The sequence below is a fragment of the Scytonema sp. PCC 10023 genome (assembly GCF_963920835.1).
Classification (GTDB): Bacteria; Cyanobacteriota; Cyanobacteriia; order Cyanobacteriales; family Nostocaceae; genus Kalymmatonema.
Window position 1 is genome coordinate 23,607 of the sequence record NZ_CAWUDP010000018.1, and the last position, 12,707, is coordinate 36,313.

A 12,707-nucleotide genomic window follows, 5' to 3' on the forward strand; every position below is an offset into this window, starting at 1 on the left:
TATGCATTGCTAAGCAATGCCTAAGAAACAAACAAGGAATTAGATGGTTTCAACCTTATCCAACAGCTCTTGTTGGCGCTTGCGCTTCATTGCTTTTGCGCCTAAAGCAGCAGTTGCTAATAAAGCAATTACAGAACCGGGTTCAGGAACTTTTGCTGCGCCACCAGATTTGAGAGCAATCTTGACAAGTTGTCCGCCTCGTTCTCCTGGTGCAAGTCTGGCGCGGTTTGAAGTATATAAATCACCATCAGGACCGAAAAATAATCCAGAAGCCGCCTCTAGTCCATTACCACTGATGATAGTTTCGCGAGTACCATCAGGAGCAATTTTGATGATAGAACCACTGATATCATCGATGATATTTCCGCCCTGTTCAATAGCCTTCCATTCTGACTGATTGATGTGTTGCAACGCATACAAGTTGCCCTCAGAGTCGTATGCAACACCAGTCAACTGTGTAAATCCATCAGCGATGGTTTGTATTGACAAATCATCTGGGTTAACTGAATAGATACGTGCTTTTCCTTCTGGATAAGGGAAAGCAGTGTATTCAGAAAGTGTTAAGCTACCATCGGGAGCAACTGCGATACCAGTGGGAACTGATTGAGCGTTTGGATTAAATTGAAGTGCTTCCTCTGTCAGACCTTCAGGAAGAGTAGGGTATTCAAGGGTACTTGGGTCTAACTGTTTCGTAGGTAACGCAGCGACTTGCTCAATACCGCTACCATCGAGTCCCACCCTGTATATAACGTTAGAACCCCCATCAACCACGTAAGCTTTATCACCCTTAATTGTGAAGCCATAAGGGTTGTTAATCACATCAGAGCCATCGGGGTTATTTACGGCTTCATACTTTGCAAAATCGGCAATACTTGTCAGTGACCCAGTGTTTAAGTCTACTTTGTAGAGTTGTCCCAGAGCAGGTGATCCTAACACCTCATCACGCAAGTTCGGGTCACCAGCTAAGCCATATAAAACATAAGCGTTACCTTTGGAATCAAATTTGAAGTCCGCAGGACCAGCACCTTGTTCTCCAGAAGGCGATAATGCCAAAGATGGGAGATTCGAGAGTACAGTTGTTTTTGTACCGTCTGGAGCAATTTTGACAACGGCACCAGTGTTACCAGAACATAAAGGAATATATCCGGCGCTGGGTGATGGTATACAGTTGACTCCGCCGTTTCCATCTCCTCCGGAACCACTTTCTGCTAGATAAATATTGCCCTGTGAATCCCAGTCAAAATTCCGTGGGTTGTTAAGCTGGTCAGCAACTACTGACAGCGATGCAGCTTTTGCAGCTTCCGTTCCACAAGTAGTGGTAACACAAAGGGAGAGAAATGTAAGAGCAAATGACTTGAACTTCATACTTATTTACGATCGAGTGTTGGTAGTTTGTGGAGTTGTGTACGGTGTCAGGGATAAAGAGTCCCAATGACTGGGATGTGGAAATCAAGCATCCACGGCAATATAGCCTCCCTATTGAGAGGAACTAGCATTGTCAGCTTGAAACTTGTTACCCAATTTGCAGGAGTCTTGCTCTTGTGTTGGGGAGAGACAGACTCTTATCTGTTGGTCATGACTTCATAGCAGCTTCACACAACAGAACTTGGATTCTCAATTTTGATGACTTGCCCTTTTCCTGGCATGCCGCCTCGGTTGATCAGATAAAGAGCATCATCAGGACCAATAGTCAATGCACTAGGTAGCTCTAGCCCATCACCACTGAGAACAGCTGTGCGATCGCCGTCCTGTCCTATTTTGATCAGGCTTCCTTCTGGTTTTCCTTTCCAGCCTGAGGAATTCATATGTTGCAAAGCATACAAGTTACCTTGGGCATCGAAAGCTAAGTCAATGAGTTGCGTAAAGCCATCCGCATACACTGTTAGTTGACCATCAGCATCCAATCGGTAGATTTTTGCTTGACTTTCTGGAAAGGGAAACCCAGTGAATATACTGATGTAATAAGCACCATCGGGACCTTTGACAACGTCTGTGGGTACTGATTGAATTGCAATCTGCGATGGTAGCGCATCACGATAAGCACTAGGAGGTGGCACATGTCCCCGGTCAAAATTCTGCGAGTTAGAACCTGGGAAAATTGGATTCGTCACTGTCTGCTTGGGAAGCACAGCGATCGCCTGTAGATGACTTCCATCAGTTCCGACACTCAGCAGGTCGTTCGCACCCGCATCAACGACAACAATTTCGTCTCCATCTATTAATAGAGCCAAGGGATTGCTAACGACTTCACTGTCATCAGGATTATGAGTCAGTTCATAGTTAGCGATATCGGCAACAGTTGTCCACGAATTTGTATTGAAGTCGGGAGCGATGATTTTTCCTAACTCAGTGTCACCTAATGCCGTATTGCGTAAGGCTGGATTAGCAGCATAGCCTAGTAAAACATAAGGCTTGCCTGCAGCATCAAATTTTATATCGTGAGGACCGGCGGCTCCACTACCATCTGGAAATGCGACAGAAGGCAATCCTGTCAGTATACGTTGGACTGCACCATTCTCAATTTTTACTATAGCACCACTGTTACCGTAATATAAATCACCTTGACCACTAGGTGATGGAATGGATGCCGCATCTCCCCCTATTCCTGCCTCTGTAATATAGAGACTACCGTCAGGACCAAAGCTCAGACCTTTCGGATTCTCAAGACCGTCGGCAAGCACCGTAAAAGATGTAATAGTAAGTTGCTTCAGTTCCATGTGTCACAACAGAGGTCGGCTTTGGATTTTACTTGTATAATTTTGCATTGCTGATAATAAGCAATGACGGCACTTACACCCTGAATATATATTTATTTAGTTATGTATTAGTTGTTAATAGATAGTTGTTAGTCGTTGTATTCACAACTAACAACTGACAAGTCACTACTTAGCGTGCGGCATATAGCTCAAACCTTGAGCTAAAGTATCCACGTTGCCAGCTTTGCCTTCCAAGATACGCTTGATATTCAAGCTCTCAGAGCCAAAGTCTTCGATTTGGAGTTTACCGTGAGCTGGTTGCTCACCTACTTTCCAGAAGGTGATCCGATGCTGGATGAAACCAGGAGCTTCTGGATCCCGGAAAGCATGGGAGGTTGGGATCAGCAGCACCGGACAGCGCTGATAAAATCCGTACTCTGGATAAAAGAACTCATACTCCAGCAAGTACGATTTGTTAACAGGTTGCAGGCGCTGAGTTACTTTCACCTTTTGACCGTATTCATCGCGAAACTCGCCAGACTGACCAGAAATTTCGCCATCGGCTTGCAGTAGGTGTGCCCAATCATCCATGTTTTTGAGGTCTGACAAATACTCAATCCCCATCTCTATTGGGGCATTAACATAGATGGTGTCGGTGTCAACGTAGTAACGTCCTTTTGCTGCGGTCTTAAGACCAGCTTTGCGTTCCAAATTACCTTTGAGAGAACGACACTCGGAAGTGTGTACCGTGTGAATTCCCTCCATAATCAAGGGACTACGCCGCTTAGGATCGACAAAGCTGACCCAGTGTAAGTACACGCCCTTTTCATCTGTTCCCGGCTCAACATAGTCGGCAGGAAAAAGCAAGACAGGGTAAACCTGATAATATTTCTGATACTCTAACCCGCAGTGCCACTCAATGCCGTAAAAATTTGGATGATCCAGTCTTTCCACGTGATAGTAAAGCTTTGTCTGGTAGCCAGAGGCAGTTCCGAGCCAGGTATCTTCGTCGATTTGCTCTTCCATGCGGCTATAGAGAGTCCACTCGCCTAAGTTTTTTAGCTCAGCAAGGTATTCATAGGCACTCTCTGGAGTCGTTTCGATGTAGGCAGATGTCCCAAATGTATTTCTTTCAGTTACCATTTGTCACTCCTTTAGACCACAGCTAAGGTCTTGAGATGTCTGGCTTTGCGGATTCTGTCTTCTGCCAACTGCTTAGAAGCATCGTTGGTAGTGATGTCCTGCTTTTGTGCTCTATCAAAAATTTCAAGCAGCGTGTCGTAAATGTTACGCACTTGCTGGAAAGCTCTTTCTTCGTCGTAGCCAATCATTTCGTTGTAAACGTTGATTAGCCCGCCTGCATTAATCACATAATCAGGAGCATAAAGAATCTCTTTCGCTGTGAGCATTTGACCGTGGAGCAACTCAACTCCCAACTGATTGTTTGCAGCACCAGCAATCACCGACGCTTTAATGTGAGGAATCGTCTCACTGTTAAGAATTCCCCCTAAAGCACAAGGAGAAAGCACATCAACATCTTGGGAGTAAATTTCGTCTGGCTCTACAACAGTAGCACCAAAAAGACGCTTTACTTCCTCTGTTTTTTCTTTGCTGATATCAGTGACAAACAGTTTTGCCCCATGCTCGTGCAGGTGTCGGCAAAGATTTTGACCGACATTCCCCAGACCTTGAACTGCAACTTTTAGCCCCTTAAGGTCAGAGGTTTGCAAACGAAACTCAACAGCAGCTTTGAGACCGAGAAAAACTCCCCATGCTGTCACAGGAGCAGGTCCACCTGACCTTTCTTCTACCCCAACGACATATCTGGTTTCTTGACTGATTGTTCTGACATCATCAGGGGTCAGATTTACATCTTGACCTGTAATAAAACGTCCATTGAGTCTTTCAATAAACCGTCCGTATGCTCTGAACAGGTCTGGATTCTTGTTTTCAGGATTGGCAATGATGACTGCCTTACCTCCACCAACTGGAATGCCTGCACAAGCCGCCTTATAAGTCATACCACGGCTCAGACGAAGAGCGTCTTTTAAAGCAGCTTCTTCGTTGGCGTAGGGCAACAGCCTTGTTGCGCCCATTGCAGGTCCCAAACTCGTGTCATGGATGGCAATGATTGCCTTGATATTTGGGTCTTTGCCATGACAAAAGAGCACTTGCTCATGACCCATTTCTGTAACAGTTTCAAATAAATTCACCCTTGTTGTCTCCTCGCTCACCTCAGCTTGACCCCTTAGGGATTGGTTTTGCCAATCCCCGTTAGCATTTAGACATTTGGAAATGAAGCTTGTGGAAATGAAATATGCAATTCGGTCTTTTGAGCCGGAGTTGACTTTACTCCTTGTGATGCCAGACCGGCGTTGCGTCCTTTGGATGGGGCGCGTCTATCTGCGTCAATCACGACATCAATAACGATTGGACCCGTCGCTGCCATTGCTTGCTCTAGCGCCGAGATCAGATCAGACTCTTTGTTGATGCGGATTCCTTCGGCTCCCATACCACGAGCAATCATGGTAAAATCTGCCTGCGGAATTGTTGCATCTGCACCTGTGAGTCCCAGCATTCCCATGCCTTGATGGCTCATGTTGTAGCGGGCATCGTTGAGTACAATCCAAACAGCGGGGATCTGGTATTTGACAGCTGTGCTGATTTCGTTATTCATCAGCATTGCGCCATCGCCAACAATGGCAACCGCTTTGCCATGACGTGCTGCTGCTGCTCCGACGACTCCGGCAACAGCATGACCCATTGCTCCGACTCCGGTGCTGATACGGTAACGGTTTGCGTTTGGAAATCGTAGCAGATGCGTTGACCAAAGGAACGAGTTACCACACTCCGCCAGCACTATAGCGTCACTGCCTTCGACAATGACCTTTTGAATTGCCTCCATCAAGACCTCTGGTCTAACTGAAGAGTCTGAACCTGGAGCGATTTCCTGCCGTTCTGGACGAGGTAGCCAAAAAGCTGCTACGGCACTACTTGCTAGAAGGTGTTCATGCTCCAACAATGCCTTGACAAATGCTTTGATATCAGACTGGACAGCAAAGGTTTCGGCTTTTGAATAGGCCACCCCGGGGACTGTTGGGTCAATGTCTACATGCACGAAGCCTCCTGGGGGAACCAACGCTTGACTCCAGAAGGAAGTCGGTTCGCTCAAACGCGTTCCTAGTACGAGTGTGCGTAAAGGAGGTTGCTGTTGTAAGTAAGTAAAGACGGAACCATGACCGCCCAAACCAGTCACACCCACAAACTGAGGATGATCTTCGGGAAAGATGCCTTTGCCACGAGGTGAACACATAACTGGTGCCCCAGTCAATTCCGCAAGTTGGCGAATTTCTTCTGCTGCGTCACGAGCACCAAATCCTACCCAAATCGCAAACGGTCCCTCAGAGAGTAACTGTGCACATTTAACAATTGTTTCTTGACTGGGTGTTGGTAAAGCAAAATCAATTCCTTGGAATATGTCGAGATCATCAACCGGGCTTGTTTGCACAGCTGTAGGAACGCTCAAATGGGCGACGAAACCTCCTGGTTGCGACAGACCCAGAGCCAGTTTGCGAAAAATCTGTGGAAGTTGTGCAGCGCTTTCCACAGTGGTAGCATAGTTAAACAGCGCTCCTGAGGTAAATATTCCCTCAGTTGGCAGAGTCTCGGTGCTGGTTTCTTGAATAGCCCACCGTCCGCGCTGTGGGGAGGAGGTGCAAGCTGACAGCAAAATCACTTTTGCACCCTCACCTCTAGCAGCGAATAATCCAGTTAAGGCATTGGTGATCCCAGGTCCTGCAGTGGTGAACACTACAGTAGGATGACCACTGGCAAAGTAGGCTTCAGTCGCTGCAAAGGCAGCTCCTGCTTCATGACGGAAGTTCAGCACTCGCAAAAGGCTGTTCGATAGCGCTCCCCAAATTCCTGCCATCGCACCTCCGTTGACGCCAAAGGCGCTGGATACCCCTAAGGCTTCCATCATCGTGGCGATCGCATTTGCGACCGTTAGCGGTCGCTGTGTTGGTTCTTGCACAACAGGTGCATTTTTGGACTCACTATTCTTAGAGTCACTATTGAGTTGGTCTTTGGAAGAGTGTACTCTACCATTTAGCTCCGACTGTGTATTGCCGTTTGGTTGGTACACGTCGTATGGCTGAATGCCAACTTGAGATGTTGTCTGAGTATAGTTGTGGCTCATTGCGTCTACGTACTCCCTGATTGTTGGAGAGGATGCCAGTTAGCTTACTCAGGCTGCGTTTGCACTCACAGCCTTAAGTGTGTGTTATGCCAAATTCCGTATCTTTGCGTACAAGATTCAACCCAGATTTATGAACACTGGGAACGGTAAGTCACCGCTTTTTCGTCAGTAAAAAACTCGTACGGTAGGAGTTAAACAATTTAGGCTGTGCTTATGGAAACAAGCGTACAGAAGCTGAACACTTTGCTGCAATGAATAATCTTTTGATTGAGTTGTCAATTTTTTTGCTGTTGTTTTTCCTAATTTTGACGCCTGATCAGCCCGGTTGAACAAGAGTTTTCTACCTTTTGGTAGTTTACGGTCTGTTTTTTCTTTTTTTGTTTTCATTTATACAATGTATCTGACTGACACAACAAAAACCAAGGATAACTTGTGGATTATGTAGCGATAAAAAATTCACTTGTTTAATTTTAATAAAAATTTAATATTTGTACTTGATTCTGCTCAAGCCACTAACAATGATTGCGAGATTGTTACCGTCAAACTCCTGTAAACTCAAGCTTATGTTCTTATTGATACTGTTAATTGTCACGCTTTATATATCTTTTGATAGATGATAAAAATATATTCCTAAGGGTGAAAGTATAGGCTATTTCTTAGGACAGATGATTTTGTAAAGTATTTTGTAGTTGAATTCATCAAAGAGTTAAGAAAACAAATGAAACTAATGAGTCAAGAGATGCCCGTAATAATTTCACTGTTTGTCACAATCTCTGGTAAAATTAATCCAAGTTAGGCTTAGGCGCGTTTTGCGTTTGTGAATCACGATAGCCGTGAACAACGAAGAGTGAACAGTTATCACTTTTGCAGGTAAGACACGTATACAAGCCCTGAAATTGATGTAGGGCAACGTTGATAAAGATGTTCAGGATGAAATACCCTGACTCGAATTCTACGCAGACATAGATAACTTAATATCTCTTTTTTGGATATGAATAATATCTATGTGTATATGACTTGCTACTTCAAGCAGGAACAGAGGCACCATATAGTTTTTGTTGTTTTGAGAAAGTGTTGAAGTGAGGAATTTAAATTTTGTGTGAAGATATATTAATTTTCTAAGGACTTTGATAATTTAAGGTTGGGGAAAAAAACCTAATAGCAAATATAGGAACTTTTAATGACGAGCCCGTTGAGCGCAATAGTGCCAAATGATACAAGGGGAGCATAAGAAGGGCTATGACCTTTGGCGACTACATGTTATCTAACGCTAATTCTTACTCAGTGCTACAGCCGGAAGAAGAGTTAAAACTGGCACAGTATCTCATGAACCAGGTTGCAGATGCTGTTTTCTATGTCGGGTCGAATGCAAAAATTATCTACGTCAACGATGCGATTTGCCGAATGATAAAGTATTCCCGTGAGGAATTACTTTCAATGACGCTGAAAGATATCGACATAGACTTTTGGCCCAAAAATTGGTCAGAGAAATGGACAGCGCTCAAACAACAAGGTTCCCTCACCTTCAAAACTCGATATCGAACAAAAACAGGTCGAATATTTCTGGTAGAAATTACTATCACTTATGTAGAACATCAAGGCAAAGAATTTGGGTGTGTTTTTGCTCGCGATCGCAGTGATGAATTAGTAGACTTAGGCCTGCAACGGTATGTCAACAAAACCGCTAAGCCAAAGGAGGAGTTACAGCAAGAAGTTATTGAATATGAAAGGACACAAACGGAACTAGAAACATCTCTTTCTCTACTTCGTTCTACATTGGAATCTTCTGCAAATGCCATACTTGCAGTGAACTTTCAAGGAGAAATCCTTTGCTACAACCAGAAATTTCTGGAGATGTGGCAATTCCCAAAGTCGGTTAGCGTATCTAGGAAATGTAGCACAGCCAAAGCCTTCTTTGAGAATAAAGTTAAAGACCCAGAGGCTTTTCGTCAAGCTATTTGGGAAATGTCCAGCCAATCAGATAAAGAAAGCTACGAGTTAGTGGAATTGAAGGATGGCAGGATATTTGCACATTACTCAGAGCCACAGCGGCTTGGAGACAAAATTATCGGTAGAGTGTGGAGTATCTGGGACGTTACTGAATCGAGAAAAACAGAAGAAGCACTTAGGCGGAATGAAGCCCGGTTCCGTACTTTAGCAGAAACTACAGAAGCGAGTATCTTCCTGATTTCTGACAACAAGCAGATTTGCTATGTCAATCCAGCTGCAGAGAATCTGACTGGATATACAACAAAGGAATTGGTGAATAATTTTAATATTGATCGACTGATTAAAGGCAAAAAGCTTAGGCAGGTTCATAAGCACGATGGATCTGCTTGTTGTGAATATCAGGAGATGCAGATTCTGACAAAAAACGGTGTGAAGCGTTGGCTGGCTTGTACAGTGGGACTGCTTGATGGAGTGCTGGATTTTGCTGGTCACTCAGTTGAATTAGTCACAGCGATCGATATCACAGATTATAAGCAGGCAGAGTCTGAGGTTCGTCAAGCTCTTGAGCAAGCAAAACGACTCAGCGAACTCAGAGAACGCTTTGTCTCTATGCTTTGCCATCAATTCCGCACTCCGCTCAACGTTGTTTCATTCTCTGCTGATTTACTCAGACGTCATATTCATCAATGGACTGAAGAAAAAAACCGCTCGTATCTAGATTTGATTCAAGTCGCAGTTCAACAAATTAGTGAGCTACTAGATGAAATTCTCTTATATGGTCAGGCAGAATCTGCGAGGCTGGAGTGTGAGCCAAGACCACTCAACCTGGAAATGTTTTGCAGAGATGTTCTAGCACAGGTGCAGATAGCGAGTGGAGACCAAAAAGGGATCAGCTTTGTCAGCCAAGGCAACTGTTCTACTGCTTATTTAGATCCAAAGCTCCTACAGCATATATTAACTAACTTACTCTCGAATGCTATTAAGTATTCACCTAATGGTAGCGCGGTGACTTTTAAACTTTGCTGCCAAAGTGAAGAAGCAATTTTTCAAATAAAAGATTCAGGTATTGGTATTCCGGTAGTAGATCAACAGCAAATATTCGAGCCGTTTTATCGTGGCAGCAATGTTGACAGTATACCGGGTACTGGACTGGGTTTGTCGATTGTGAAAACCCTAGTAGATTTACATGGCGGTCAAATCGCTGTCGAAAGTGTAGTTGGCGTTGGCACGACTTTTACTGTCAATCTGCCCTCAAGCTCTTAAGCGTCATCCAATACTCGGCCCAGAATTCAGCAATCCTTAACTCCCTCAAATTCTACCAATGAACATGATACAAGAGTCACCAAAAAAAATTCTGATTATTGAAGATGATGCAATGACCCGCAATATCTTCTTGGACGGTCTTCAGGCTGAAGGTTTTGAGACCATAGGCGCTCAAAATGGTATTGTTGGTATCCAAAAAGCGCAAGAGCATCAACCCGATTTGGTTATTTGCGATGTCATGATGCCTAATATGGATGGTTTTGGCGTTCTAAAGATGCTGCGCCAAGAGCCAGTGACGGCAATTATACCCTTTATCTTTCTCACTGGTAGCGATAGCAAGTCATCTCTTCGCAAAGGTATGGAGTTGGGAGCAGATGATTATCTTACCAAGCCTTGTACTGTACAGCAGCTACTCAAAGCTATAGCAGTCAGATTAGAAAAGCAATCAAAACTCATGCAGTATTGGTATGCTGCTTGCTGCCAAAATCTTGCACAACCAGTTGCAGCCAACACCAGATCATCGGCATCAGAATCAATCTTTCCCAGCGTTCCACAACTCAAAGAAGTTTTCGATTACATTGAAGCCAATTATCACCAAGGTATCACTCTATGTGACGTAGCTGAGGCAGTTGGTTACTCTTCGGCTTACTTAACGAATAGAGTTGCAAAAATTACAGGAGAAACAGTCAACGGCTGGATTGTTAAGCGTCGGATGACAGCAGCACGTTCCTTACTTCAAGAAACTGACCAAACAATCGAGCAAATTTCTTCAGCTCTTGGCTATCAAAATGCGTGCCATTTCTCCCGCCAGTTTCGTCAACACAACGGGATTCCTCCCCAAACTTGGAGAAAAGAGTATCAACTGATGCGGCGTAGCACAGTCGAAGTCTGAAAACCAATGAAATAGGAAAACAAGACACCTTGAGTCGTTACCGTGCTTCAACTAAATAAGATAATGATGCAGCACAATAGTACCAAAGCTACATTTCTCAAAGTAGGTTATGGGGTCAGGAAGTGGGCTTACAAAAAATGATAGAACTAACCCTACCAGACTTACCATCATGACTTTAGAACATCCAGCTTTCACCCAATCCAGTAAAAAGTAAGAAGAAAAGACCCTACAGCAGTTGCGAACAAATCTCTTCGTGCTCAGCATCTCAGTTCAAGGCTTTCTTCGCGGAAACATTTTTGTAATATTAAGCTATTTACTGCTATTAAGTAAGTCGGCGGGGAAATTTATAACTATGTAACGAAAAATTAACTAATCAGATTGGAGTTAAATTTAACACGCTGTGTGCTGTAGTTTCCTCTTTCCCCTCTAGCCTGAACACCATCAATTACCGTATAGGCTAGGTCTAACTCATCGTCAAACATTTTCCCTGCTAGTTCGCTTTTTTTGAGATGCTGCCACTCCAGTTCAATTGGATTCATCTCAGAGCAATACTTAGGTAGAAAGAAGATGTATAAACCCTGACTTTCCCACTTTGACCATAACTGTTGAACTTCTTCACATCGGTGTATTGAACCGTTATCCTGTACTATTACTCTGGTACGTCCAAGCTCTTCTGCTTCTTGAGCTTCTTGCTCCATCATCTGGATATATGATTTGCGATTAACACCCCCAATAACTAAACCGTAAACAAAGCTGATTAAAGGTTGAAGAAGTCCAATAATACTTAATCTACGACCACGACGCTTTGTCTGTTCTAAGCATTTTTGCTCCCCTCGTTGGTAATAGGTATAACTTGGCTCGCTCCACATGCAGAAACCTGATTCATCCAAATACTTCAGCTGTATCTCTCCAGTAGCAGCAGACCATTCCAGCATATCTAGGTCTGCTTGCTTGATTTCTCTGGTTTTTGGATCTTGCTTTCCCTTGTGACTTTTTCTCGTTCGTTTCCAAATCACCCCCTTTTTTTGAGTACCCGCCTTAACCTGTCGGGACTCAATTTAACTTGGCGTTAGCGAAGCTCCTCCTCCGGAGGCTCGCTTTCTAGTTTTTGAGCTAGTTGAAGACTATTGTATGTACGAGGTTCTTTCCTCAGGCATTCTTCCAAAAAAACTATGTCCTCTTGCTTATACTTTGTTTTTCCTCCTCTACCTGATAGCTCCCAAAGACCATCTACACCTAGCTTCTGCCATTTATGCAACACCTCTCTCACTGTTTGTGGAGTCCAGTTAAAGTGAGCAGCTATTTTTTCAACGTACCAGCCATGTGCATTTAACCTGATTACCTCTGCTCGGTCTTTGACTTTCTGCGGTACATCTTCTCTTCTCAGGTTTAACAAGGTTTTATCTTGCTCACAAGTCAGAAAGACCCTTAAACGAGCGCCCATATTTCAATAACCTTGGGAGGTGCATTTTCCGTATTTATTTATCTTTACATAGTTTGGTTTTTTCGCGCCGACTTACTTAGCATGAATTAACACACTTAGCTCTAAACGGTGAAATAGGCAAGTAGACTGTTTGTCCTGAGGATGTTGTACTCACTCTGGCTTGTCCAGAATGTCTGGGTTAAAAGTATCAGGGATAAGGCGGTTGCTAAGAAAAAATTCTCAAAAGCCTTATCCCTTTTTGCTCGAAATTGAGCAAAGCCGCTG

At 44.0% G+C, this 12,707-nt stretch carries 7 protein-coding genes and 1 pseudogene; 2 read left to right on the forward strand and 6 right to left on the reverse strand.

Annotation, left to right across the window (positions count from 1 at the left end; genetic code table 11):
* Positions 1–39: 39 nt before the first annotated feature.
* The 5 genes from ACM0OZ_RS13125 to scyA form a co-directional block, all read right to left on the reverse strand.
* A complete protein-coding gene (locus tag ACM0OZ_RS13125; protein ID WP_414583271.1) occupies positions 40–1,365 on the reverse strand; it encodes a ScyD/ScyE family protein in 1,326 nt (441 codons plus the stop codon).
* Positions 1,366–1,592: 227 nt separating this feature from the next.
* Positions 1,593–2,717: a ScyD/ScyE family protein gene (locus ACM0OZ_RS13130; RefSeq protein WP_414583272.1), complete on the reverse strand. Its 1,125-nt coding sequence runs from the start codon at positions 2,715–2,717 to the stop codon at positions 1,593–1,595.
* 165 nt (positions 2,718–2,882) lie between these two features.
* Positions 2,883–3,839: a scytonemin biosynthesis cyclase/decarboxylase ScyC gene (gene scyC, locus ACM0OZ_RS13135; protein WP_414583273.1), complete on the reverse strand. Its 957-nt coding sequence runs from the start codon at positions 3,837–3,839 to the stop codon at positions 2,883–2,885.
* Between the two features lie 11 nt (positions 3,840–3,850).
* Entirely contained in the window at positions 3,851–4,909 is a 1,059-nt protein-coding gene (gene scyB / locus ACM0OZ_RS13140; RefSeq protein ID WP_414583274.1) for a tryptophan dehydrogenase ScyB, read from the reverse strand.
* A gap of 68 nt (positions 4,910–4,977) precedes the next feature.
* Complete coding sequence (scyA, locus tag ACM0OZ_RS13145) at positions 4,978–6,894, reverse strand: scytonemin biosynthesis protein ScyA (RefSeq protein ID WP_414583275.1); 1,917 nt, start codon at positions 6,892–6,894, stop codon at positions 4,978–4,980.
* 1,239 nt (positions 6,895–8,133) lie between these two features.
* Here scyA and ACM0OZ_RS13150 point away from each other — a divergent pair.
* Both ACM0OZ_RS13150 and ACM0OZ_RS13155 read left to right on the forward strand, forming a co-directional pair.
* Entirely contained in the window at positions 8,134–10,107 is a 1,974-nt protein-coding gene (locus ACM0OZ_RS13150) for a scytonemin biosynthesis sensor histidine kinase (protein ID WP_414583276.1), read from the forward strand.
* 64 nt (positions 10,108–10,171) lie between these two features.
* The gene (locus ACM0OZ_RS13155) at positions 10,172–10,999 is read left to right on the forward strand and encodes a response regulator (RefSeq protein WP_414583337.1); all 828 of its coding nucleotides are present in this window, start codon (positions 10,172–10,174) and stop codon (positions 10,997–10,999) included.
* Between the two features lie 365 nt (positions 11,000–11,364).
* Here ACM0OZ_RS13155 and ACM0OZ_RS13160 read toward each other — a convergent pair.
* Positions 11,365–12,443, reverse strand: a pseudogene (locus ACM0OZ_RS13160) (IS630 family transposase).
* Positions 12,444–12,707: the final 264 nt, after the last annotated feature.

What these genes read in the sequence shown, in the direction of transcription:
- ACM0OZ_RS13125 (WP_414583271.1), bottom strand. Translation starts at nt 1,365, where the DNA reads ATGAAGTTCAAGTCATTTGCTCTTACATTTCTCTCCCTTTGTGTTACC.
- ACM0OZ_RS13130 (WP_414583272.1), bottom strand. Translation starts at nt 2,717, where the DNA reads ATGGAACTGAAGCAACTTACTATTACATCTTTTACGGTGCTTGCCGAC.
- scyC (WP_414583273.1), bottom strand. Translation starts at nt 3,839, where the DNA reads ATGGTAACTGAAAGAAATACATTTGGGACATCTGCCTACATCGAAACG.
- scyA (WP_414583275.1), bottom strand. Translation starts at nt 6,894, where the DNA reads ATGAGCCACAACTATACTCAGACAACATCTCAAGTTGGCATTCAGCCA.
- ACM0OZ_RS13150 (WP_414583276.1), top strand. Translation starts at nt 8,134, where the DNA reads ATGACCTTTGGCGACTACATGTTATCTAACGCTAATTCTTACTCAGTG.
- ACM0OZ_RS13155 (WP_414583337.1), top strand. Translation starts at nt 10,172, where the DNA reads ATGATACAAGAGTCACCAAAAAAAATTCTGATTATTGAAGATGATGCA.